The organism is Klebsiella sp. 141251 (assembly GCF_050600725.1).
Lineage (GTDB): Bacteria > Pseudomonadota > Gammaproteobacteria > Enterobacterales > Enterobacteriaceae > Klebsiella > Klebsiella aerogenes.
Window position 1 is genome coordinate 39501 of record NZ_JAQIRG010000001.1, and the last position, 24589, is coordinate 64089.

At 55.4% G+C, this 24589-nt stretch carries 24 protein-coding genes; 5 read left to right on the forward strand and 19 right to left on the reverse strand.

Features of this window, described 5'->3' with window-relative positions; all coding sequences use genetic code 11:
• Positions 1-156: 156 nt before the first annotated feature.
• Positions 157-1614 carry a cytosol nonspecific dipeptidase gene (pepD, locus tag PGR09_RS00180; protein WP_015368040.1) on the reverse strand — a complete coding sequence of 486 codons (1458 nt, stop codon included), beginning with the start codon at positions 1612-1614 and terminating at the stop codon, positions 157-159.
• Positions 1615-1871: 257 nt separating this feature from the next.
• Here pepD and gpt point away from each other — a divergent pair, with 257 nt between their 5' ends.
• From gpt to crl, 3 genes are all read left to right on the forward strand, one after another.
• Positions 1872-2330, forward strand: a complete 459-nt coding sequence (gene gpt / locus PGR09_RS00185) for a xanthine phosphoribosyltransferase (RefSeq protein WP_002889733.1) — start codon at positions 1872-1874, stop codon at positions 2328-2330.
• A gap of 107 nt (positions 2331-2437) precedes the next feature.
• On the forward strand, positions 2438-3682 hold the full coding sequence (frsA, locus tag PGR09_RS00190; protein WP_047067962.1) for an esterase FrsA: 1245 nt from the start codon (positions 2438-2440) through the stop codon (positions 3680-3682).
• 57 nt (positions 3683-3739) lie between these two features.
• A complete protein-coding gene (gene crl / locus PGR09_RS00195; protein WP_045380819.1) occupies positions 3740-4138 on the forward strand; it encodes a sigma factor-binding protein Crl in 399 nt (132 codons plus the stop codon).
• An 87-nt stretch (positions 4139-4225) separates the two neighbouring features.
• On the opposite strand, the gene PGR09_RS00200 is transcribed toward crl, so the two are convergent.
• The 16 genes from PGR09_RS00200 to PGR09_RS00275 all read right to left on the reverse strand — a co-directional run bounded on the left by PGR09_RS00200 (position 4226) and on the right by PGR09_RS00275 (position 20875).
• Entirely contained in the window at positions 4226-4747 is a 522-nt protein-coding gene (locus PGR09_RS00200) for a serine acetyltransferase (protein WP_045391132.1), read from the reverse strand.
• Positions 4748-4758: 11 nt separating this feature from the next.
• Complete coding sequence (locus PGR09_RS00205; protein ID WP_430915709.1) at positions 4759-6174, reverse strand: DUF4832 domain-containing protein; 1416 nt, start codon at positions 6172-6174, stop codon at positions 4759-4761.
• Between the two features lie 7 nt (positions 6175-6181).
• A complete protein-coding gene (locus tag PGR09_RS00210) occupies positions 6182-6595 on the reverse strand; it encodes a hypothetical protein (RefSeq protein WP_015704480.1) in 414 nt (137 codons plus the stop codon).
• Between the two features lie 11 nt (positions 6596-6606).
• Entirely contained in the window at positions 6607-7707 is a 1101-nt protein-coding gene (locus tag PGR09_RS00215; protein WP_063414182.1) for a glycosyltransferase family 4 protein, read from the reverse strand.
• Complete coding sequence (locus PGR09_RS00220; RefSeq protein ID WP_320482337.1) at positions 7704-8918, reverse strand: glycosyltransferase family 4 protein; 1215 nt, start codon at positions 8916-8918, stop codon at positions 7704-7706. Before PGR09_RS00220 ends, PGR09_RS00215 begins: the two co-directional genes overlap by 4 nt.
• Positions 8899-9924 carry a glycosyltransferase family 2 protein gene (locus PGR09_RS00225; protein WP_045391122.1) on the reverse strand — a complete coding sequence of 342 codons (1026 nt, stop codon included), beginning with the start codon at positions 9922-9924 and terminating at the stop codon, positions 8899-8901. Before PGR09_RS00225 ends, PGR09_RS00220 begins: the two co-directional genes overlap by 20 nt.
• Entirely contained in the window at positions 9917-11299 is a 1383-nt protein-coding gene (locus tag PGR09_RS00230; RefSeq protein WP_430915710.1) for a capsular biosynthesis protein, read from the reverse strand. Before PGR09_RS00230 ends, PGR09_RS00225 begins: the two co-directional genes overlap by 8 nt.
• Positions 11290-12507 (reverse strand): lipopolysaccharide biosynthesis protein, encoded by a 1218-nt coding sequence (locus PGR09_RS00235; protein ID WP_045391116.1) that lies wholly within the window; start codon positions 12505-12507, stop codon positions 11290-11292. Before PGR09_RS00235 ends, PGR09_RS00230 begins: the two co-directional genes overlap by 10 nt.
• Before the next feature lie 5 nt (positions 12508-12512).
• Positions 12513-14600 carry a GumC family protein gene (locus tag PGR09_RS00240; RefSeq protein WP_430915711.1) on the reverse strand — a complete coding sequence of 696 codons (2088 nt, stop codon included), beginning with the start codon at positions 14598-14600 and terminating at the stop codon, positions 12513-12515.
• Position 14601: 1 nt separating this feature from the next.
• Entirely contained in the window at positions 14602-15156 is a 555-nt protein-coding gene (locus PGR09_RS00245) for a polysaccharide biosynthesis/export family protein (RefSeq protein ID WP_020079549.1), read from the reverse strand.
• Positions 15153-16439, reverse strand: coding sequence for an outer membrane beta-barrel protein (locus PGR09_RS00250; protein WP_430915712.1), 1287 nt, complete (start codon positions 16437-16439; stop codon positions 15153-15155). Before PGR09_RS00250 ends, PGR09_RS00245 begins: the two co-directional genes overlap by 4 nt.
• Positions 16429-17832, reverse strand: coding sequence for an undecaprenyl-phosphate glucose phosphotransferase (locus tag PGR09_RS00255; RefSeq protein WP_047046076.1), 1404 nt, complete (start codon positions 17830-17832; stop codon positions 16429-16431). Before PGR09_RS00255 ends, PGR09_RS00250 begins: the two co-directional genes overlap by 11 nt.
• Positions 17833-18203: 371 nt before the next feature.
• Positions 18204-18416 (reverse strand): DUF1471 domain-containing protein, encoded by a 213-nt coding sequence (locus tag PGR09_RS00260; RefSeq protein WP_430915713.1) that lies wholly within the window; start codon positions 18414-18416, stop codon positions 18204-18206.
• A 157-nt stretch (positions 18417-18573) separates the two neighbouring features.
• Entirely contained in the window at positions 18574-18990 is a 417-nt protein-coding gene (locus tag PGR09_RS00265) for an SRPBCC family protein (RefSeq protein WP_430915714.1), read from the reverse strand.
• Between the two features lie 32 nt (positions 18991-19022).
• Complete coding sequence (locus PGR09_RS00270; RefSeq protein ID WP_045391099.1) at positions 19023-19820, reverse strand: SDR family NAD(P)-dependent oxidoreductase; 798 nt, start codon at positions 19818-19820, stop codon at positions 19023-19025.
• Between the two features lie 44 nt (positions 19821-19864).
• Positions 19865-20875, reverse strand: coding sequence for an aldo/keto reductase (locus PGR09_RS00275; protein ID WP_320482336.1), 1011 nt, complete (start codon positions 20873-20875; stop codon positions 19865-19867).
• 150 nt (positions 20876-21025) lie between these two features.
• Here PGR09_RS00275 and PGR09_RS00280 point away from each other — a divergent pair, with 150 nt between their 5' ends.
• Together PGR09_RS00280 and PGR09_RS00285 are read left to right on the forward strand one after the other, a co-directional pair.
• Positions 21026-21919: a LysR substrate-binding domain-containing protein gene (locus PGR09_RS00280; RefSeq protein ID WP_047078697.1), complete on the forward strand. Its 894-nt coding sequence runs from the start codon at positions 21026-21028 to the stop codon at positions 21917-21919.
• 109 nt (positions 21920-22028) lie between these two features.
• Positions 22029-22397 carry a hypothetical protein gene (locus PGR09_RS00285; protein WP_047046065.1) on the forward strand — a complete coding sequence of 123 codons (369 nt, stop codon included), beginning with the start codon at positions 22029-22031 and terminating at the stop codon, positions 22395-22397.
• Position 22398: 1 nt separating this feature from the next.
• Here the strand turns inward: PGR09_RS00285 and csiR are convergent, their stop codons facing one another.
• Together csiR and gabP are read right to left on the reverse strand one after the other, a co-directional pair.
• Complete coding sequence (gene csiR, locus PGR09_RS00290; protein WP_396279892.1) at positions 22399-23091, reverse strand: DNA-binding transcriptional regulator CsiR; 693 nt, start codon at positions 23089-23091, stop codon at positions 22399-22401.
• A gap of 45 nt (positions 23092-23136) precedes the next feature.
• On the reverse strand, positions 23137-24537 hold the full coding sequence (gabP, locus tag PGR09_RS00295) for a GABA permease (RefSeq protein ID WP_430915715.1): 1401 nt from the start codon (positions 24535-24537) through the stop codon (positions 23137-23139).
• Positions 24538-24589 lie beyond the last annotated feature (52 nt).

Below are 24589 nucleotides of genomic sequence, written 5' to 3' on the forward strand. Positions count from 1 at the left end.
TAGCCCCGGTAAGCGGTAGCGCCACCGGGGATTTTGAGGCTGCGTGGTGAACAAATTAACGGTAGGCCGGATAAGGCGTTAGCCACCACCAGACAATACAGGTCATAACCGGGGCCCGGAGGAACAACCGGCGGCATCACGCCGCCGGTGCATGGCTTACTTCGCCGGAATCGCTTTCAGCAGTTCGGTCAGCAGCGTCCAGTACTGGCCGACGCTCTCGATATGAACCTGCTCATCCGGGGAGTGCGGGCCGGTAATGGTTGGGCCGATGGAGACCATGTCCATATCCGGATACGGTTTTTTGAACAGACCGCATTCCAGACCAGCGTGGATAATCTGGATGTTCGGCGTCTTGTTGAACAGACGCTGATAGGTCTCGCGCACCAGGTGCATAACCGGAGAGTTGGCATCCGGCTGCCAGCCTGGGTAAGCGCCTTTGGCTTCGGTTTTCGCCCCGGCCAGTTTGCCCAGTGAATCCAGCATGCTGACAACATAGTCTTTACCGCTATCGATCAGCGAGCGAATCAGGCAGTGGATCTGCACGTTGTCGTCGGTCATGGTGACGACGCCGACGTTCAGCGAAGTTTCAACCACGCCTTTGGCGACGTCGGAGTTGCGGATCACGCCGTTCGGCGTCGCGTTCAGCAGGCGCACGAAACCGTCGCGGGAAGCTTGAGTCAGCGCCGCTTTATCGTTCGCGACCGCTTCCAGCAGGACGACCAGATTCTTCTCTTTGGCCGCCAGTTCGTTTTTCAGGATATCCTGGTAAGTATTCACCAGCGCTTTCAGCGCATCCGCTTTGTCCGCGGCGACGGCGACGGTCGCGAAGGCTTCACGCGGGATAGCGTTACGCAGCGTACCGCCGTTGAAATCGACCAGACGCAGATCCAGTTCATCGGCATGGCCCGCCAGGAAGCGCGCCAGCAGCTTGTTAGCGTTGCCCAGGCCGACGTGGATTTCACCGCCGGAGTGGCCGCCTTTTAAGCCTTTCAGGGTCAGTTTAAAGCTCTGGAAACCGGCAGGAATCGCTTCGCGAGTCAGCGCCAGGTTAGAGGTGAAATCGATACCGCCGGCGCAACCCATGTAGATTTCGCCTTCTTCTTCCGAATCGGTATTGATCAGGATATCCGCCTGCAGCCAGTTGGCCTGCAGACCGAACGCGCCATCCATGCCGGCTTCTTCGGTCATGGTCAGCAGCACTTCCAGCGGGCCGTGGGCAACGCTATCGTCGGCCAGCACCGCCAGCGCGGAGGCCATACCGATGCCGTTATCCGCGCCCAGGGTGGTGCCGCGCGCTTTGACCCACTCGCCGTCGATGTACGGCTGGATCGGGTCTTTGGTGAAATCGTGGACGGTATCGTTATTTTTCTGCGGCACCATATCGAGGTGCGCCTGCAGAACCACCGGCTTGCGGTTTTCCATACCGGCGGTCGCGCCTTTACGAATCAGAATGTTGCCAACCTGGTCGCGTTCCGCGTGTAAGCCTTTTTCTTTTGCCCAACCCATGATGTGCTCGGCGAGCTGTTCTTCGTGATAGGACGGGTGCGGGATGGAGCAAATTTTGGCAAAAATATCCCAAAGCGGTTGCGGGGATAATTGAGACAATTCAGACACGATGAGTCTCCTTACAGTCACCTGCAAAAGTCGTTTACAGGTCGAGGGTTAGCAATAAGATTCACTACAAGCTCGGGCTTGCGCGATGTGGTTGAGAATACCACTTTCCGCGCGCTCTGCTAGTGTAAAGCACGCAAAAAGCGTTGCCGGAGGCGCTTAATACTGGTTTTTAGTGCGTCAGGTCTCTATAATCTCGCGCAACCATTTTCCCCCTCGAACAATATTTAAGCCGTTATACACAGGCTGGGACAATTCACATGAGCGAAAAATACGTTGTCACCTGGGACATGTTGCAGATTCACGCCCGCAAACTGGCAAGCCGTCTGCTGCCGGTTGAACAATGGAAAGGCATCATTGCCGTTAGCCGTGGCGGTCTGGTACCGGGAGCTTTACTGGCGCGTGAACTGGGTATTCGTCATGTTGATACCGTATGTATCTCTAGCTACGATCACGACAACCAGCGCGAGCTGAAAGTACTGAAGCGCGCTGAAGGCGATGGCGAAGGTTTCATCGTTATTGATGACCTGGTCGATACCGGCGGCACCGCCGTCGCTATTCGCGAAATGTATCCTAAAGCGCACTTTGTCACCATTTTCGCCAAGCCGGCTGGCCGTCCGCTGGTTGATGATTATGTGGTTGATATCCCGCAGGATACCTGGATTGAACAGCCGTGGGATATGGGCGTCGTCTTCGTCCCGCCAATCGCTGGCCGTTAATTCCCGCCAATAGTGAATAATTACCACGCCCGGTTATGCCGGGCGTGGTTTTTTTTACCCTGACGCAGGTTACAATAGCGAAAGCAGCAACATGATGGAGGCGGCACATGTCACAGGCTAACCTTAGCGAAACGTTGTTTAAACCCCGATTCAAATACCCGGAAACCTCAACGCTGGTCCGTCGGTTTTCCTCCGGCCAGCATCAGGGCATGCAGACCGCGCTGAGCGGTAATCACGTCGATCACTGGTATCGCTTAATCAATCGCCTGATGTGGATCTGGCGCGGCGTTTCGCCGCAGGAGATATGGGATGTCCAGGCGCGCATCGTGATGAGCGACGCCGAGCGCTCCGACCCGGAACTCTACGATACGGTGATCGGCTATCGCGGTGGCAACTGGGTGTATGAGTGGACTAAACAAGCGATGATGTGGCAGCAAAAAGCGACTCAGGAAGCCGATCCTCTGCAGAGCGGTCGCCACTGGCTGCACGCCTCCAACCTCTATAGCATCGCCGCCTATCCCCATATTAAGGGCGATGGGCTAGCCGATCAGGCGCAGACGCTGGCCAATCGCGCCTATGAAGAGGCGGCGCAACGCCTGCCGGGCGAGCTGCGTGAACTGGAGTTCGCTATCCCCGGCGGCGCCCCGGTGACGGGCTTCCTGCATATGCCGAAAGGCGAAGGCCCGTTCCCGACGGTGCTGATGTGCGGCGGTCTGGATTCGCTGCAAACCGATTATTACAGCCTGTATGAGAAGTATTTTGCCCCGCTGGGTATCGCCATGCTGACGCTGGACATGCCGTCCATCGGTTTCTCAACCAAGTGGACGCTGAGCCAGGACACCAGCATGCTGCATCAGTACGTGCTGCAGCATCTGCAGAATGTCCCCTGGGTTGACCATACCCGGGTGGCGGCATTTGGTTTCCGCTTCGGCGCCAATATTGCGGTTCGTCTGGGGTATCTGGAATCGCAGAGACTGAAGGCGGTGGCCTGTCTGGGGCCGGTGGTGCATAACCTGCTGGTGGATCCGCAGCTGATGGCGCGGGTGCCGGAGATGTTCCTCGATGTGCTGGCATCGCGTCTTGGTATGCACGATGCTTCTGACGAAGCGCTGCGTGTCGAACTTAACCGTTATTCATTAAAAACTCAGGGCTTGCTGGGCCGCCGTTGCCCTACGCCGATGCTCTCCGGCTACTGGAAAGACGATCCCTTTAGCCCCGAAGAGGAGTCGCGGTTAATCACCTCGTCTTCGTCGGATGGGAAGCTGCTTGAGGTACCGTTTAAGCCGGTTTACCGTAATTTCGATCACGCATTGCGTCAGATTGCCCGCTGGATCAATCATAGATTTGGTTAATATATTGCTAAATTTTATTGGTTTGGTAAAACAGTTGCATCACTAAAGGAGATCGCAATGACGTTACCGAGTGGACACCTGAAAAGTAAGCTGATTAAAAAATTCACGGCGCTAGGCCCCTATATCCGTGAAGGGCAGTGTGAAGAGAACCGCTTTTTTTTCGACTGCCTGGCAGTTTGCGTCAACGTTAAACCAGCGCCGGAGAAGCGGGAATTCTGGGGCTGGTGGATGGAAATGGAAGCACAGGAATCTCGTTTCACTTATAGCTACCAGTTCGGCCTGTTTGATAAAGAGGGCAACTGGCAAGCGGTCGCCATCGACGATCCCGAGGTTCGCGAAAGACTCGAAAAAACGCTGCGTGAGTTCCACGAGCGCGCCGCGGCGCTGCTGACGACGTTCAATCTAAAACTCGAACCGGCTGACGATTTCAGCGAACCGGTTCGCCTGCGCGCGTAAGCTCTACTTTTGGCATCCGCTTCCTGCTGTGGGAAGCGGATGACCGCCAACGATCATTCTGGTCATCAGGTCACGGCGCTTCAGCCGTTATTCCTGCGCTTCGCGATGAGTTGACAACACCCGGAACGGCTGGCCGACCACTACCTGACCGGCGGCCAGATCTTTCGTCACCACGGTCCCCGCGCCAATTTTAACATTATCACCCAACGTCACCGGGCCGATGACCACCACGTGGGCGCCGAACTCGACGTTATTGCCAATTACCGGGCTTGCCCCTTCGCGGCCTTCGCTATCCGTCAGGCTGCCGATGGTGGCCCCCTGACGCAGAATACAGTTTTCACCGATGACGGTGCCGCGGTTGAGAACAATGCAGTGCGGATGATATAGCTTCAACCCGTAGCCGATCCGCGTCTGCCAGGGGAGTTCGACGCAAAACAGACACTCGTTAATCAGTTTATTGAGAATAACGAATGGAATGCCGAGCAGCTTGTAAAACGGGTTGCGGCTGCGATACAGCGTCGCGAGGCGATAGAGCAGAATCGCGATTTTCGCCTTCATACTGCCGGTATGTTTGATCTCGCGGCGGACCTGACTGATGGCATTAGGCATGAATTCTCCGTTTACTTAAGGGAAAAGGTGGTTAGTTGATACCAGCCGTCGGCGGTTTTACCCTGGTTGGCCAGCAGCAGCCGCGGCTTGCCCTGGGCATCGGTGATGGCGGTCTGCAACGCGTAATCGCCGGCGGGCAGCGCGGCGGGTAGCGTGAGAGTGACAGTGCTTTGCATTTCCCCCGGCAGCCAGCGGCGCACGTCATCCTGGGTTTTTACCTGGGTAACCGTGGCGCCGGTGGCGTTGACCACCCGCCATTGTACCGGGTAGAACAGGTAGGCCGGGGCGACGCCATCATTACGCCAGGTAACACTGACCGCTAACGGCTTACCAGCCTTAACCGGCGTTTCGAAGGCGAGTTTGTTGACCCGGAAACGGTAGCCGATTCGCAGTAAGGCTTTATCGACAATATCGCGGTATTCCGCCGGAATCGGTCGCGATTTCAGGTTCAGGCTGCTGGCGTGTTGCTGCAGCGCCCAGTCGAAGGTGGCCTGCACCTCTTCACGCGTGTAGTGCTGTACGCTCTGCCATTCGCTCATATAGCCGCAGATCTCAAGGCTGACGGGCGCCCGTTTCCAGCTATCGACAAACCCCGGCGCCGCGACCTGAGCGGCGGCCAGACGCTGCGGATAATCATCGCGCATATGGCTCCACTCGCTGGAGAAGTTATGCCAGTCGCCCCAGCAGTCCGCCCGCCAGCCCGCGCCGCGGCGGCTGGCCCAGGCCAGCGAATCGCCGCCGCTAATCAGCATGACTTTCGGCGTTTTCGGGAAGCTATCGAAATGCATATCAACATAGCGATTGAGCTGCTCCGGCGTGTACTTCTCCATTAACGGTGGAATCTCGCTAAAGTTGGAGTTGTGCCATTCGCCCCAGGAGCCGACCATGCCGATATCGATAAAGGCCAGTTCCGGATTGCCGTCATAGCGCTGACCGAGGGCATTCAGCAGTTTCTGCGCATAGGCGATAAAAGTTGGATCGCTGAGATCCGGCACGAAGGTTTTGCCGTCGGCGACCCACTGTCCTTTGATCCCTTTGGCGATCAGCCAGTCGGGAATTTTCGATCCCGTTTGCGGATCGTCAAGCGCCATCACCCTCAGGCCGACGTTCATGGCTGGCTGATGGTTGGCGGCGACGCTAAAGGCGTTATCGATCGGGGCGAAATTGTAGACCCCTTCCTGTGGTTCCAGCTCGCTCCAGTAGAAGCGATCGTACTCAAAACCAGTATCGGGATACTCGGCGCGGGTTGGTTTTTCACCATAGCCATCATGAAAGCTGGCGACGCCGATGCCCGGATTGGTGAGCAGACCGTCGAATGGGGGCGGGGTGATGACCGTGGTTTGCGCGCTAACGGACGCTGACGCCAGCGTGCTGGCCAGCAGCAGGGCGCGAAACAGAGGAGCGCTACGCAAAGATGATATCGCCATACTCAATTCACTTTGTCATGTGGTCATGAAGATTAACAAACCACGTCCAGATACCGACGTGGAAATTTTTAAATACATCAATGCCTAATGCTGATTTGAGCATATAGAGCGCCAGCAGGATCGACAGCAGGGCGAATACCACGCCAAGCGTAATCAGCAGAGTCGCGAAGATGCGTCCGAATAGGGTGCTTTCACGCGAAACTTTGCGTAGATCGCGACCAAAAAGAAACACCACAAAATAGCGGCGATGCAGGAACGGAAAGCTGTGGCGAAAATCGATGCGATGGCGTGACGCCAGGTTGGCGCGCACCAGCGCCTGCTCGATTCCCCGTTTCTGCTCCGCGGTTAATGAGGTTTCCACCTCCTGGTCAAGCGCGGCATAAAAGCGCTCGACCACCAGTTCAGCTGTAGATTTCGGCACGAGTAACCTGCTTACGTTAAGCGCTGATAGACTTGCGCGGTTTGCGCGGCAATTTCCGGCCAGCGGTACTTCGGCATAAACTCACCGTAATCCGCTTTTTCTCCTGCGACCCACTGCTGCAGTTTCTGCGTCAGGGCCGGAACGTTGCCGACGGGAAAGTAGTCCGCTGGCGGCAGACCAATTTCAAGGTTGGCCGGAATGTCGCTGACCACCACCGGCAGCGACCACGACATGGCTTCCAGCAGCGCGATTGGTAATCCTTCATGATAAGAGGGCAGCACGAATAGCCCGGCCTGCGAGAACAGCGTATGCAGCGGCGCGCCGCTGATAAAGCCGGTGAGGATGATGTTTGGCGTAGCGGCCGCCTGTTGCTTCAGGCGCTCGCTATATTCATCGGCGTGGTCGGCATCGCCAATGAGCACCAGCGGTACCGAACACCCGGCGGCGGCATAGGCGGCAACGAGATCGTGCAGTCCTTTCTCTTCGACAAAACGGGCCACGGCAACGATATACTGGCCCGGTTTTAAACCGTATTTATCGAGGATCTCCGCCTGCCGATCCGCGGGCGGCAGTTCGACCTGGCGTACGCCGTTGTAGATAACGTGGGCGTTATGTCGTCCATGCTTGTGTTTAATCAGATTATTGATGACCTCGGAAATGACGATCACTTCATGGGCGTATTTCACCGCCCATTTTTCGCCAAGGCGCAGCATCTCTTTGGCCATCCGGCCCCATTTCTGCCGATCGTAATCCGGGCCATGATGGGTAAAGACGACGCGTTTTCCCAGCAGACGCAGCAACGGCACCACCAGGCCGGGGCCAACGGCGTGAACGTGAACCACGTTGGAGCCGTCGAATAAGGTACTGAACGCCGCCAGCGTCGAGTGAATAATAGCCTCGAATTTACGGCTTTTCGGCGCCCACAGGCTCTTGAGTTTAACGCCCTGATATTCGCTGCGGCGGTAGTTCACATACGGCGAGCGGGCGATCACGCAGACTTCCGCACTGCCCTGGCGATAGATTTCCGGGTATAAATTCTGGCAGTGCGTTTCGACGCCGCCCTGCACATCGGGGATCCCGCGAGTGCCTAGAACCGTGACGTTGATGGTCATTTTTTCTCCCCGACAAGTTGCTGATAAAGCGCCTGCAGCACCTGCATGTGGCGGGCGAGATCGTATTTTTCTTCCAGCCGCCGGCGGGCGTTAATTCCCATATTGCGGGCCAGCTCAGGGTCTGCAGCCAGTTTGTCCATCAGTTGCGCCAGCGCGTCGCTATTGCCGGGTTCAACCAGATAGCCGTCGACGCCGTCACGGATCTGTTCCGGGATACCGCCAATATTGCCGCCGATCACCGGGCGGCCAAAAGCCATGGCTTCGAGCACCGACATGGAGCAGTTTTCATAATATTCAGAGGGTACGACTACCGCGCGGGCCCCGCGAATAAGGTTATTCAGCTCCTCGCCGTGTTTCATATAGCCAAGGAACTGCGGGCCGCTGAAACGCGCGCGCAGGTCTGCGCCCAATGGGCCGTCGCCGACAATCTTAAGCGGCATCGCCTCCCGCATTTTTTGCTGCGCCTGCGCCAGCGTCGGCACGCCTTTTTCCCGGCTCAGGCGGCCAATATAGAGAAAATAGTCGCCTGCGGTGTCGCCGGGCACGGTGCTGTCGGCATCGATACCGTTGACGATCACTTCAATGCGGGCGTCGGGCAGCTTACGCAGCAGGGTCTGGCGCATAAACTCGCTCGGGGCGATGATACAGTCGAGCATGGCGTAATTCCTGGCGAACTTCTGCCAGTAGGCTTCCAGCGACAGTAGCAGGCTTTTAAAAGTATCGCCCTGCTGGCAGCGGTGACGAAAGGCGTTGATCACCGACCCGGTGAGACACTCTTCGCAGACATGACCATCTCGCAGCATGGTGTAGGAAGGACAGACGATTTTGTAATCGTGGGCGGTGAGTACCGTTTTGCAGCCAAAGCGTTTCGCCACGCCGATAACGGCAGGTGTAAGCTGATGATAGATATTATGAAAATGAACAATATCCGGCCGTTCGCGCAACAAAAGCGTGTTGAGCTTCGTGCAGGCCTCGGCATTATAAATAAAGTCCACCCCGGCTTTGATTTTGCTCATCAGGCCGTGACTGTCGTGATAATCGACGTTATGGACGAAAAATTCCTCCCACGGCGACGGTTTATTTTCCGCGTGCTGCATGCTGAAGTCGACCACCTGGTAGCCGGCTTGCAGCATCGCGTCGCGCTCCTGAAAATAAACGGTTTCTGCGCCGCCTTTGATAAAGAAGAATTTGTTAACGAAGAGAATTTTCATTTTCAGTATCAATATGCTGTGGATTCGAGACGGTCACCGCCGGGCGTTTCATCGGATCGCGCACGGAATTAATCACCCCGCGCAGCAGCCCCGCTGAAAATAGCGATAAGTTAATGGCGCTCTGCACGCCATCGCGCAGCGATTTATTTTTGATGGCCTTCAGAGCGATAAACGCCAGCAGCGGCAGCAGGGCAATGGCGATAACCTTGCCATTGAAGGTCAGCAGGCAGATCAGTAAGACCAGAAGATAGAGGGTGAAGATCAGCTCATTACGTACAATCCGCAGCGCCGCCGGGAAATGGGCTTTACCCCAGCAGTTTCGGAGCAACTCGCCCGGCGCCCACAGGAAACCGTTTTTCCAACGGTAGGCCAGCATTTTAAAGGTCGGCATGGTGTAAGAGGCGTGGCTAAAGTAGGGCGCCGCCAGGCGATGCAGCTTGTAACCTGCGGCCTGTAAACGAATGCCCAGCTCCGCTTCTTCGTAGCCGTGCAGGTTGAGGTTGGTCAAATAGCCGATTTTCTCGATCGCTTCACGACGATACAGGCCGCCGCCGCCCAGATGATCGGTGTCGCCCTGCGGATAGATCAGATGCAGGCGCTGCTTGCGCGATTTGAACTCGTAGTTCGAGGCATCATCCATCTCGACGCTGCCGGCGACTCCGGCGTACTCCGGATGCGTCTCCAGGAATTCGACCGCGGTATCGAGAAAACCCGGCTCCAGCTCCATATCGCCATCCAGCAGCAGCAGATAATCGCCTTCGCTATAGAGCCAGCCCAGCTGGTGGCCGATACCGCAGCAGCGGTCGGCGGCGTTATCCAGGCACACCACCATCGCGCCTTTAGCGATAGCCAGTTCGCGGGTGTTATCCGTTGATAAGCTGTCGGCGACGATGATTTGATGTGGGTACGGTTGCAGCTGTTTGCGCACGCTATCGATGGTTTTTTCGATGCCCTGCGCTTCATTCAGAGTCTTGATGCTGACGGTAATTGATGGCGTTTTATTCATAGTGGGTACCGGAGTTAAGACGGACAGCGCGGTGGATGACAATCAGCGCCCCGAGGGCTAACCATAATAAAAACTGTAGCATGGGAATGATCATCAGGATCTGGCTGTACGGCAGGCTGAGCAGACAGCCGATGACAAAAACGTAGAACGCCGGCGCCGAGCTAAGGAGTTGCAGATCCTCAAGCTTGAGATCGTGGCGCGAAAAGGTCTCTTTCGGCCGCATGGCGACCAGGATGGAGGCGATGGTGCCAATGAACAGAATGATGCCGATAATCCCCACTTCCCACAGCAGCATGCTTAAAGCGGTGGAGTCGAGGATCAGGTGATACCAGGCGCCGATATAGCCCGGCGAGACGGTACTGCCGCTGTTGGTGGCGTTAAGGCCGTAACCAAACAGCATGCCGCCCGGGCCGAACAGTTCGTTATGCTGCAGCCAGAAGAAGAGGGTGGTAAAACGCCCCAGTTCGCCGCTTGGCATAATGTAGTTAGTATCAAAAATATAGCCCAGCGAATCGATAAATACCGATAGCGCGCTTTTGGTCGGGTCGCCGCCGAAGGCTGAGGAATAGTTAGAAGCCAGCACGGTAATGGCGACAAAAATTAATAGCGCCATGCCGGCGGCGATGATCAGCAGCGATCGCAGGCTAACTTTACTTACGCCGCTTACGTAGCCGGGCAGGACCCACAGCAGGGCCAGCAGGAACGGCGACAGCAGAATGACGAATTTTACTTCCCCCACCACGCAGAGGAAGAAACCCAGCGCGATGTGGATCACCAGCGATTTAAATGAGCAGATGCCGTGCTTAAACTCTGACACTTTCATGAGCATGATCAGCAGACAGAACATCCCCATCGCCGCGGTGTTGCCGCCGCCCATCGGATCGCCGCCGAATGTGCCGACCACCGAGTCCCATTTCTCATCTTCGCCGCGAAACGCCACCCGTTTAGGCACCACGAAAATCACCTGATAGATAGCGACCGGGATCTGCACATAGTAGATCCAGTAGAAAAGCCGCGTCAGACGATACAGTTGTGATTCACTAAACATCCCCAGCAGCATGCAAAACATCAGCAGCGACAGCGCCAGCTCGTTTTTAAAGCCGACGATGGCGGTGACGACCCCTGACTGCAGTACCGTTGAGACCAGCCCGAGTACGATAAAGGTCAGATACAGCGCCAGTATTAGCTTTTCCCGCCCGGTGAGCGCCAACGGCTGCGGGCGGCTCTGCATCAGGAGCAGCACCGCCATCACCAGCACCAGAAAAAATGGCAGCCACAGCACGGCCGCGATACCGGTGAAATACTGGACCGTACCGCAAAACACCAGCGTCATCAGGGCATAGGCTTCGAGATAGCGGCCGGTGTTTAGCTGCATATTTTCTGCTCCTGCAGCGAAAGCGTTTTCGCCCGCTGATTCATTTTGAGCAAAATGAATAAGTAACGCGCGAAGGTCAGGAACGAGAAGGCCAGCAGGGCGATTTCATAACTGACGCCAAAGTACGGTAAGGCGATGAAGGCGATGACGATAATCAGCAACTGCTCAATCTGAATACGCAGGAAGTAGCGTCGGGAGCCGAAGATCAGTTCGATCACCGTCAGCGGGCTGACCGCCAGCGCGGCGAACAGATAAGGCAGCATGTAGCGCGAGGTGGGGATCGAATTCAGCCACTCCTCACTAAAGCCCAGGCGCATCACCAGCGGATAGAAAATCCAGATACCAAGGATGCACACCGCGGCGGCGCCCAGCAGCAGCAGGCGAACCTTTTTATATTCCGGATAGTTAAAGGTGTGGTTACGAAAATCCATCGACCATTTAGAAAAGATGGAGTTGCGCACGGCGTTACCGATAATCATCACCGGCGACAGGCAGAAACGGCTGACCACCGAAAAGTAGCCGGCGACCAGCGGCGAGAACCAGATGTTAATCAGCATCGTCGGCAGGTTATTACTGGCCATCGCCAGCACCTCGGCGCTGCCGACGCGGCTAATATGCTGCCAGTGCTCGCGTAAAAAACGCAGATTCGTGGCAATCGAAAAGTGGCGCAGCGTTAAGCTTTTGAAGTTAAACAGGCGAATCAGGCAGGCGATCAATAGCAGCAGGATCCCGACCATCCACGCCAGATAAAACAGCGTTGGGTTGGGCATTACCAGCAGCGCAATGGCCACTACCAGCGACACCGCAATGCGCTGGAAAGTCAGGAAAGGATAGTTGCCGCCGCGCAGGGAAAGGTTTTCCGCCACCAGCACCAGCGCATAGCCAAAAGTCAGCAAATAGAGAAACGCAATGTTAAGTTCGAAGATAAGCCCGGTAATGACCGCCCAGGGGAGGGCCATCACCAGGCTCTGCAGCAGGCAGAACACCACGTTTTGCCCAAGCTCGTGATCCTCCTGACGGGGGATTAGCAACTGCGAGGCAAAGGTACAAACCTGCGCGCCGATCAGCACATTGCTGTAGATCATCGCGTAATGGCCGACCTCGGCCATACCGTAGCGATGAGAGATAAGCCAGACCGAAAAGGCGCCGATCAGCTGCGAAAGCACCGATGAACTGGCGATGGATGAAATACTCTTAATCAGATTCATAGGCGCTATTTCGGAGCAATGAGTTCGCGCATCTGGCGCTCAAGCAGGCGTTTACCTTCCTGCGTTTCCAGATGTTCTTCGCGCACCTGGTTGAGCACGTTTGCCACCCGGCTATTGCCCGCGCTCTGCAGACGTTGTTCCGCTTTACGGATCCGCGGAGCCAGCTCGCCGGCCTTCACCACCAGCAGAGTCATATCGCTTTGTGCCGCCAGCAGCAGACTATCCTGCGCCTGATTGAGCGCCGGAGCGTCGATGATTAGCGTATCGTAAGTCTGATGCAACGTTGCCAGCAGCGCCGGCAGGCGTTCAGAGGTGAGCAACAGCAGCGAAGAGTCGCTGAGTTTGCCGCGAGGCATAAAGTCCAGCTGATCATCCAGTTTGACGACGGACTGCTCCGGCAAGCACTCGCCGTTCAACAGTTGGCTGAAGCCCGCTGTATGCAGAGGAAATCTCGCCGATAATCCCTGAGTGGCCAGGTAGTCGAGGTCAATCAGCAGCGTTTTACGCGATTTGCTGGCTGAGCAGGCCAGCAGTTCGGCAATAAACGAACTGCCGGAACGGGATTGCACCGAAGTCACCAGGATGGTGGCGGGTTTATCGCGCTGATTGAGCAACGCCAGCCGTAGGCTGTGGATCATATCGGCGTAGAGCACGTTATGGAAAATCTGCTGCGCGTTTTCCAGATGCGTCAGGAGCGGAAATTCGCCGCTGGCCTCGAGGGCGGTTTTCGCTTTGAGCTCGCTGAGGCTATTCACCGTTTTATCCAGCGCGGTACTGACGATCAGGTACATGATATACAGCGCCAGCGCCATCAGGGTAATCATCACGATCAACAGGCCGCGCTGGGGTTTAGACGGGCGGTCCGGCGGCACGGCGGCGTCGTAAATGACTTCATCCGCTACCGAGAAGGTCTCCGATAATTTCTGCTCGTTAGCGCGCTGGTACAGCGACTTATAAAGCTCTTCGGTTTTATTCAGCGCGGTGGTCATGGTGTTGTACTGGTCGCGCTTGGCGCCGAGCGCCTGGAAATCAGCCTTCTGATCGTTGAGCATTTTTTGGTAGTGCTGCTCATCGTCGAGGGCGATTTGATACTGCTGGCGCAGGCCGTTAAACAGCTCGCCCAGCACCTGGCCAAGCTGGGCATTGACCGCCTGCAGCTGCGCCTGAGCCTGCAGATATTTCGGATGCTGCGGGCCGTAGTGTTTCGCCGCTTCGGAAAGATTGCGCCGCGTCTGGATGAGCGCAATGCGTAAATCCTGCACCTGCGGATGGCCAGAGATTTCCGGCAGCGAGATAATCTGTTCTACCGGTTTACCCTGCTGACGACGGACCTTGTCCCATACCGTCTGCGCTTTCAGACGACGCTGGGTGGCGTCGGCCAGATGGTTAATCACAATCCCCAGCCGCTCGGTCTCATAACCATCCATGCTGCGGAAGGTTAGTAATCCGTTCTGCTTGAGGAAGTTATCGATGTCCGCCTTCTGCTGATCCATTTTGGTTTTCAGGTCGTCCATCATTTTTTCGTTCCAGCCCTGCGCCTGAAGCAAGGTATTTTGCTTCTGCTGCAGGCTGTAATCGATGAAGGCCTGGGCGACGCCGTTGGCGATATCGGCGGCTTTCTGCGGTGATTTCGCTTCCATCGATACGGCAACCAGCTGGGTGGTGCGCACGCCGGAAATGGTCAGGCTTTTTTGCAGCGCCTGAATGGCATTATTGATGCGCGCGGCCTCATCAAGATTATCGCCGCCGTTAAATTCGCTATCCTGCTCCAGCTTTAATTTACGCACCGCGGCATCGAGCACTACTCGTGACCCCATTAACGCGTACTTGGTCTCGTAGTAATCGCTGCGCGTGGAATCGTAGTTTTCCAGCCGCGGCAGAGGAGAGACGTCCTGCGACTGCGCTTTGAACAGCACGGTAGCGGTCGCCGTGTAGCTGGAGGACATAAAGCGCGTCAGAATAAATGACGCCACGGCGGCGACAATCACCACCGCCAGGCACCAGATAAGCTTGTGCTTAATTTTGTTGAAATAAGGCGTGAAGTCGATAAAGCCTTCTTTCTTTTTCGCGTTTTCGACCAGTGAAATTGCCATATCAGAAGAAACTCATGCCAATAATGATGGTATCTCCTGCCTGCACGGAGGAGTCGGCGGCGACATTTTCCAGCAGCCTTCCGCCGCGGGCCTGTCGAATTTGAATATCATGACGGTCGGCACGGTCGGTAAAACCGCCGGCCAGGGCGATGGCTTTTTCCGCCGTTAAACCCGGCTCCCAGGCATATCCATCCGGTTTTTTCACTTCGCCGAGCAGATAAACTTTGCGGTATTCGGCGATGCTCACCGTGACCATCGGCGCCTGTAGGTAGTTACCGCGCAGTTTATCGGCGATTTCATTACTCACCTGTTCTGGCGTTTTGCCTTTTAACAGCAGCGATCCGATATAGGGGTAATCAATGCTGCCGCTATTATCGATTTTTACCCGCATCGTCAGATCCTGCTCCCCGGAGACCGCAATATTCACTTCATCGCCCTGGTCCAAAAGGTAGACGGCGTCCGGCGGCGTTTTAATGGTCTGCGGCGGCGTCGAACAGCCCGCCAGCAGTAGCGCCAGCAGTGGAAGCATCGCCAGGGTCCTGTTTAAAAAGGTCATAGTTGTACCTGCGTCATAAAAATAATGGCCGAATCGTCGTAGCCCAGGGTGCGGTCAACCACATGCGAGTAGTCCGGGCCAATATAAAAAGTGTCCGTATCTTTATTTGAGTGCATGGTGTTCCATTGCAGCTTCAGCTTAAAGTTAACCGATGGTCGGAAATCATAGTTAAAGGTCAGCGACAGCAGATTGGACTTATCTTTGCGCTTATTACTCTGATGCTTATAGTCTTCGGTGATATATGAATAATCGACCAGAGTTGAGAAACGATCCACCAGCCAGTGATTTTCATAGCCGACGCCGAAATTCGACACCAGGATATAGCCGCCGGAGTCGGTGGGGTCTTTGATGCGCTGGGAGCTGTGTAGATTAACTTTCATTTGCTCCAGCGGTTTCCAGTCGGCGTTGATATCCCAGTTCAGGCCGTTAAAACCCTGCGAGTCCGGGTTATGGATAAAGTCTTTGTAGAGCCAGGCGACGTTACCGTTAATCTCCGTTTTACCCGACAGGCGATTCTTCATGCCGACTAGCAGATAATACTCATTGCTGTCTTTTAACGGGTTCAGCTCGTAGCGGCGCTGGTTGGTGATAAAGCTATAGCGATAGCGCAGCGTTTTGGCTTTCTGGTCGAACAGTTCGGCCACCAGGCTGTTTTCATGCCACTCCTGATCGTGCATGTAATAGTTAAAGTCATCGCTGGCGTCTTTGATGCTGTCGAGGTTGCGAAAGCGCAATTGTTTATGCAGTAGCGCGACTTCAACTTTACCGCGGCCTTCCGGCGCGCCGTAGCTGTAACGCAATTCGCTGTTAAAGAAGCGGGTGTCGATCGGCTTGTTGATGCCAAACTCTTTAAACTGCTCGGGCAAAAAGCCTTCGGTGGTGTCGCGGCCGCGCTCTTCATGACCCAGCGTCTCATTGAGATCCAGCGACAGCCCGTGCATGCTGCCAAATCGCCATTTGCCGTTAAACATAAAAAAATGGTTGTTGCGATTATCCGCGCTATCGTTGCCATAGTTGCGGTAATCGCCGGAATACATCAACAGGTAGCGGTCTTCATAACGTTCGCCGATGGCTTTGACGATAGGTTTAATATTCTGGTAGCTGGAACCGATTTTATTTTGGTCGTAGCGCTGCCAGGTCACGTTGTCATCGTAACCGATGTCATAACCCAACTGGCTCTCGAAATCGATGCCGGCAACCCCGGTATGCGGTTTTGCCTGCAGGTCGGCGTGTGCGTAAGGCACAGACAGCAAACCGGCCAGAACGGCGAACCTAGAACGCATTTTTGCCAACAAAGCCCCGGAAGAAAGTCAAAAAGACGATTTTGAGATCGAGGAACAGCGACCACGACTGGATGTAGGCCAGATCGTACTGAATTCGCTTCTCCATTTTGTCCAGCGTGTCGGTCTCGCCGCGGAAGCCGTTAATCTGCGCAAGCCCCGTGATCCCTGGTTTAACCTTATGGCGAATCATGTAGTTCTCCACCAGCACGCGATACTGCTCGTTATGCGCCACCGCGTGCGGGCGCGGGCCGACGATCGACATCCGCCCCTGAAGCACGTTGAAAAACTGCGGCAGTTCATCCAGTGAGGTTTTACGCAAAAAAGCGCCGAATTTGGTGATGCGCGGATCGTTGCGGGTCGCCTGAGTGACCACGGCGCTATTTTCCATGACCCGCATGGTCCTGAATTTCCACACTTCTATTTGCTTGCCGTTGAGGCCATAACGATTCTGTTTAAATAAAATTGGCCCCGGCGAGGTGAGCTTGATACCAATCGCCACGAACAGCATCGCCGGCAGGCTAATTAAGGTAAAGAAAGAGCCGAGAATGATATCTTCAATACGCTTGATGATCGCCCCTTCGCCATCAAAAGGCGAAGTGAAGATACTGATGGTCTGCAGATTGCCGAACATGCGCAGCTGGGAAATATGCGAGCTGTAAGAGAATAGATCCGGTACCAGGAATACATCGACTGTCGTATCAGAGAATTCATTTAGAAACTGCTTAATACGCTGCTGTGCAACCATGGGGAGCGCGATATAAATTTCATCAACGCCGCCTGTCTTCGCCAGGGCCAGCAGATCGCGCGAGTTACCTTTTCTTTCAATACTCATCAACCGGCTATCGCGATGGTTGTTGCGGTCTTCAAAATAGCTGATGATGATACCGCGCTGTGAGTACTCTTTTTGTAAAGCCTGCTCGATGGCCAGGCCCGCGGGCGTAATACCAAGAATCGCCACCCGTAACACCGAGTTAAACAGATAATGGGCAGTGATTGCCCGCACCACGAAGACAATCAGAAATATAAATATTGAGCATTTCGCCAGACTGACGGCCAGCGGGATAAAATTAACCACTGGTTGCGTGTTAATTAACCACTCGGCAACGACGAAAAATAAAAATGAAACAATACTGCTTAGGCATACGCTTAATATGAGCGCGGCTGATTTTGCGAAATAGTGGCCTTTAAATTGCCCGGAGTACAATTGAAAATACTCATTAATTCTTATGAATACTAATGAATAGATAATTCCAACGAGCGCGGAAGCGGTAGAGGGTTCGGTGTAAAAATACTTTAAATAGATGAAAATCAAAATGTTGACGGTAAGGAAGTCCAGTAGTTTTATCAACTTGCTATAACGGGAGTGATAAATTTTTATATTGTTATCTGCCATTTTTTGCTCGTTTAAAATGAGTTATTTAAACATCGTTATGCTATTGTTTTTAACTAACTGGAAAGCCTGATAATCATTCACATTTGCAATAAATGGTTATCAATCATCATTGTAGACTATGAGTTGAGTAGTGTCGACAAATCTCAGTTTAAAAATAAAACTGCTTTTTAATGTTCTTTATGAGACTTATTTAAGCGGCAGAGAAAAGTATTACTACCGAAGTATTATGTGTTGTTGAGCGTAAAAGCAGAGAGAAATGCAGGGTGTAGGGTTAATTGCAGGTGAAACAATCGAAAGCGGGAGAGTGAGAATTCTTAGCCCCCGGCCAACTCAAAATGCTGAGTCGCCGGGGCTCTGAAGGGGACCCGACTTTACTTGTACAGTTCCGCGCTCATCGTCACCTTATTCCCCATATGGGCACTGGTGATTTTATAATCAGTCGCATTTAGCTCTTTCGCTTTTTTGGCAATCACCGCTTCAGCGGAGTCAAGCGTATTACCGGTCGCAGTGACGCTATGCGCGGAAGTAGTAAAGGCAAAAAGTGAAAGTGCGGCTGCGGAAAAAAGAGTCGATACGGTTTTCATGTTCATAATCCTGGTAAGTTGTTTCGTTAACGTTGCCCGTTGCAACGTGATGGCGTAAAGGATAGGCCCCGCCCGTTGTCTGAAAAAGACGGCAACGGGCAATAGACTTTTCTTCTTTTGTTCATAAAAGGAATGGCCTGGCCATTCCTGGCAACAATCAGGCGCTAAAGTTATTTTTCAACGCCTGCAGGCCGTCGCGAGAAATACCGCTGAACAGCGCTTCGGCATCCGCGTCGCTGACGTTAACCGGCGTGAAGCTGCCGGACCACTCAACGCGGGTGATATTGCTATCGGCAGTTGCCACTACCGCGATCGTGGAGAGGTAATCCACTACCGGGAACGGCGCCTGGATTATCGAGTAGCTATAGCTGCGCTGGCGGTTATCAAACGCCTCCAGACGCTCAATGACCGTGCCGCCATCGGAAGTGGTCAGCGTACGCACGCGTCCTCCTTCGCTCACTACGCTTTTCGGGATGAACGGCAGCCAGTCGGGCAGCGAGTCAAAGCCGCCCATCAGTTGCCAGACCTGGTCGACAGAAGCCGGGATTTCGATAGATACAGTGGTATTAGCCATTTTATTTCTCTCTTTATTGCAGATGATTAGAATTACATTGCCAGGGTGTCGACGACGCCGCCATCGACGCGCAGCGCAGCGCCGGTGGTGGCTGACGAGAGCGGCGAGGCGAGATACACCGCCAGGTTCGCCACTTCGTCGACGTCCGCCGCCCGCTGGATAATCGAGCTTGGGCGCGCGGTCTTCACAAATTCATCAGCCTGTTCACGCGGGCTGCGGCCAGACTGCGCGGCGGCCTCCGCCAGCATCTCCTGCAAACCTTCGGTGAAGGTGGGGCCGGGCAGAATGGCGTTAACGGTGACGCCGGTACCGGCCAGACGTTTCGCCAGCCCGTGGGAGACCGCAAGGTTGGCGCTTTTGGTCACGCCGTAGTTGATCATGTCGGCAGGAATCGCGACGCCGGATTCCGAGGAGACGAAAATAATGCGTCCCCAGCCGTTGTCGATCATCCCCCGGGCGTAGTGGCGCGACAGCCGCACGCCGGAAAGCACGTTGACGTTATAAAAGTGCATCCACTCGCTATCCGGTACGCTAAAGAAATCTTTATCGTTAAAGATGCCGAGGTTGTTAACCACCACATCAGCATGCGGCTCGGCGGCGAGCAGCGCGCTGACGCCCTCCTCGGTGCTGAGGTCGGCGACCACCCCGCGCAGCTGCGCATCCGGGAGTTCGGCATTAATCGCCGCCATGGCGGTATCAACACCGCGCCGTTGACGGCCGACGATGACCACGGTCGCGCCCGCCTGAGCAAGGCCTTTAGCGATGCCAAGCCCGATGCCGGAAGTGGAGCCGCTCACCACGGCGACTTTATGAGTTAGATCCAGTTTCATGGTGTCTCTCTTGTTTTAAGAGGGGCCCTGTGGCCCCGCTAAAATTAACGAATCGGCAGCGGCGCGTTATCCGCCACCAGATTCTGGCTGCGCATCTCTTCCCAGAAAGCGGCTGGGATGATTGCTTTCAGCGCGGCTAGATCTTCCGCCATACGGCCCGGACGGCTGGAGCCTGGGATCACGGCGGCCACCGCCGGGTGAGCCAGGGCAAACTGCAGCGCCGCGGCTTTCACATCCACCTGATGACGAGCGGCAACGGCCTTGATCTGCGCCACCTGCTGGTGGATCGCCGCAGAGGCTTTCTGGTATTCGAAGTGTTCACCGCCGGCGAGAACGCCCGAGCTGTAAGGACCGCCGACAACGATATCGACATTCTGTTCCAGCGCTTCCGGCATCAGGCGCTGCAGGGCGCGTTTGTGGTCCAGCAGCGAGTAGCGGCCAGCCAGCAGGAACGCATCCGGCTTCGGCTCGTCGAGCGCTAAGGTCAGTTCGCAAGGTTCGACGCGGTTCACGCCCAGACCCCATGCTTTAATGACGCCTTCTTCACGCAGGCGGGTCAGCGCGCGGAAGGCGCCGGTACGGGCGATGTTGAACTGCTCCAGCCAGCTGTCGCCGTAGAAATCCTGCGCTGGATCGTGGATCCATACGATGTCGAGATGGTCGGTTTTCAGCCGTTTTAAACTGTCTTCAATAGAACGCAGGGTGGCGTCTGCCGAGTAATCGTTGAGGATTTTGTTTTTCAGGCCGTATTCGAAAAGACCGCCTTTCTCACCGAAATCACGCGCGGCCGGGTCTTCCATTTCATCAAGCATGATGCGGCCGACTTTGCTGCTCAGAACGAACTGGTCGCGAGGGTACTGTGAGAGCGCTTCGCCCATCCGGATTTCAGAAAGACCGGACCCGTACAGCGGCGCGGTATCGAAGTAACGAACGCCCAGATCCCAGGCGGCGGCGACGGTGGCGTGCGCCTCGTCTTCCGGGATGTTGCGGAACATGTTGCCCAGCGGCGCGCCGCCTAAACCGATGTTGCCTGGCAGAATATGTTTGATGCTCATCTAAGATGTCCTCGATATAGGGTTCCCGTTTTGGGAAGGGTTCTTTGCGAGCGACTTGTGCTGTCGCTCTGTGACGGAGATCACAATACCTTGCGGTGTTATGACTTGATAGGACATAATTAGTCTGACTTAAGTCCTTTGAGGTCTCATATGATTGATTTACGCCAGTTGAAATACTTTGTGGTGGTGGCGGAAGAGGAGCACGTTGGCCGTGCCGCCGAACGCTTACATATTTCGCAGTCGCCGCTCAGCCGCCAGATAGCCCAGCTGGAGGAGCGCCTTGGGCTGATGTTGTTTGAACGTAACCAGCAGCGTATTCGCCTGACGGCGGACGGGCAGACGTTTCTGGCCGAAACGCGCTCGTTGCTGACCCACGCCAATCGTCTCGAATCATTAGGTAAACGACTGGGGCGCGGCGAAGATGGCGGGTTGTGTATCGGTTATATCGAAAACGCCATGCACTCCGGCGTGCTTTCTACCGCGCTGCGCACCCTGCGAACGTCGCGCCCGGACGTGCATATCGCGCTGTATAGCCAGCCGCCCGCTACGCAGATTGAGGGCCTGCGCCAGCGCAGCCTGGATTTCTCGCTGGTGGACATGCCGCCTTCGGCGGGCGAACAGGATCTGGAGTACACCCAGGTGCTTGATGACCGGATGCTGCTGGCATTACCGCAGAATCACCCGCTGGCCGCTGCGGAAAACTTGCAGCCGGCGCAGCTGGCCGATCAGCAGTGGATCGCGGTTATCCATAACGACGATGCCCATTCACGCGATGAGTTCGTCGCCGCCTGCGTACGTGCGGGCTTTAATCCGGATATTCGTCTGGAAGCCGGAGAGCCATTAACGGCTCTGGGGCTGGTGGCGGCGGGGCTGGGCGTGGCGCTGATCCAGCACAGCCTGCGGCATAACGCCCCTGAGGGGGTCGTGCTGCGGGAAATTCCGTGGATGAGCTATTCGACCCAGCTGTGGGCGGTATGGCACAAAGCTAACCAGCGCCCGCTGGTGATGCACTTTCGCGAGGTGTTACGCGGCGCGAATAATTAGGAATATTCCTGGAGTCGGGCGCGGTGGGAAGAAAATCCGCCGCGATCCCTGTTTGAACGGCCAATTCATGTTACCGTTAAATAATTGACCCTAAAATTATAAGACCTTCATGAAATTTGTATTATCTATCAGTTTATTAAGCTTCTTCCTTTCTCCGGCTTTCGCCGGCACAGCGGTAAAATTGTCCTGCTCTTTACGTAAAAACGTGACTATCTCGCGTTTCCATTACCAGCTATCAACCATGAAGTGGGACGACCATTTCCAGGTGGCTTCCGGCATGCGTCAGGCGCACACTAAAAATAATATTCCCTATCGGGTGACCAGCTTTCGTAACGGCGACGATCTGGTCTTTTTCCCGGACAGTCAGGAGTACTTTTTCTTCTATTCGGGAATGGCGACGCCGGACCGCTGCGTGGTGGAGGAACACTACGAGTATCCGGTCAAGCAGCTGCCGTATTATAAAAAGCCCGCCGCCTGAATCAGGATTGCTGCGCCTGCAGTTTGCCGGCCATCGCCTGTTGGATAATCGGGATGGGAGTCAGTAAGTGCTCGCGCATGAGCGCGCTGGCTTGCTCGGCGTCGCGCGCCAGAATGGCTTCCAGCAGCGTCTGGTGCTGGACATGTTTATCTTCCAGCATTTCTACCGACAGCACGGTGGTGCGCAGCCAGATGAAGCGGTAGCGCGCCGCCAGATCGAACAGCCGTTCGCGCATCTGCAGTAAATACTGCGAACCACAGCCAGCGACGATGGCGGTATGAAACGCCTGATGGCGCTGATCCCATTCATCGAGTAAGCGCTCACTTGCTTCGCTGGATTCCAGCTTATTAAGCAGATGGGCGCGAGCCAGCAGTTCGGCTTCCCACTCATCGCCGCCGCGCTCAATGGCGAGGCGCACCAGCATGGCTTCCATGTTGGCGCGGGCATCGAAGATATCGAGGAGTTCCGCCTCGGACATCGAGGCGACGCGATAGCCTTTTTGGTTGACCACCGTCACCAGCCGCTCGGCCACCAGCTGCGAGAGCGCTTCCCGCAGCGGGCCGACGCCAAGCTCATAGCGCGACGTCAGCAGGCTCATACGCAGTTTTTCATCAGGCTGATAAACGCCGCGGATGATGTCGTTTTTCAACCAGCGGTATCCATCAATGGCCGTCGCTTGGGGAATGGCGGTCATAGTCTTGCTCCTGAATACATTTCCCGGCTTGCGCCGGGAACAGGGTTAACGCGTATTTTGCAGCGGCAGTTTTTGCCACAATAGCAGCTTTTTCCAGCGTGACATAATCGGCACCGTGCAGATGATAGCGATCGCCAGCACGCCGGTGGAAATCACCTCCAGCTGCTGCGCCGGGCGGAACAGCATCACCACCAGTACGAAGGTGATAAAGGCGATAACCAGCCAGGTGAGCCACGGATAGAGCCACATCTTAAGGCGAATTTCTCCGCCTTTCGCCAGCAGGATTTTGCGCATCCGCAGCTGAGATACGGCGATAACCAGATAGACCAGCAGGGCGATAGCACCGGAGCTATCGATCAAGAATTTAAAGACCTTCGCCGGGGCATAGTAGTTCACCACCACGGTTAAGAATGCCGCGCCGGTGGAGAGCAGCACTGCCACATACGGCGTTTTACTGCGGTTGGTTTTGCCCATTATGGCTGGCGCATCGCCGCGGCGGCTCAGGGAATAGAGCATTCGCGAAGCGGTATACAGCGCCGAGTTCAGGCAACTGGTCACCGACAGCAGGATCACCCCGTCCATAATCAGCTTGGCGTAGGGGATATGCAGTAACTCCAGTACCGAACGGTATGAACCGACGTTCTTCAGCCCCGGCATGTTCCACGGGATCAGCGAGACGACCACGAAAATGGAGCACAGGTAGAAGATAGAGATACGCCAGATTACGGAATTCGTGGCGCGAACGATGTGCTTATCCGGGGTATCCGATTCGGCGGCGGCAATGGTGACGATCTCGGCGCCCATAAACGAGAACATAGTAATGAGCATTGCGCTGAGCACCGCGCCGAAGCCGTTAGGCATAAAGCCGCCGTGATCCCACAGGCGCGAAATCCCGCTCACTTCGGCATATGGATAGAAGCCGCTGATGGCCACCGCGCCCAGTACGATAAAGGCCAGAATGGCGATAACTTTACAGATAGCCAGCCAGAACTCGAATTCGCCGTAGTTCTTGACGCTCAGCAGATTACTGCCGGTGAGGGCGAGGGTGATGACCAGCGAGAATAGCCATACCGGTACGCCGGGGATCCATGAGTTGAGAATAATGGCGGCGATATTGGCTTCCAGGGGGATAACCAGTACCCAGAACCACCAGTACAGCCAGCCGATGGTATAACCCGCCCAGCGGCCGATCGCTTTGTCGGCGTAGGTCGAAAAGGAGCCCGTATCCGGGGTGGCGACGGCCATTTCGGCCAGCATACGCATAATCATCACCACCAATAACCCGGCGAACAGGTAGGAGAGCAGCACCGCCGGGCCCGCTTCGGCAATGGCGACGCTGGAACCGACAAACAAACTTGCGCCGATCACGCCGGCAATAGATAACATGGTGACGTGGCGTGATTTCAGCCCGCCCCCTAAATCATGTGATTGCGACAGTTGCCCCATCATTAACCCCTTTTATTGTTTTTTGGCGCCGTTTGCCGGATGGCGGTTGCGC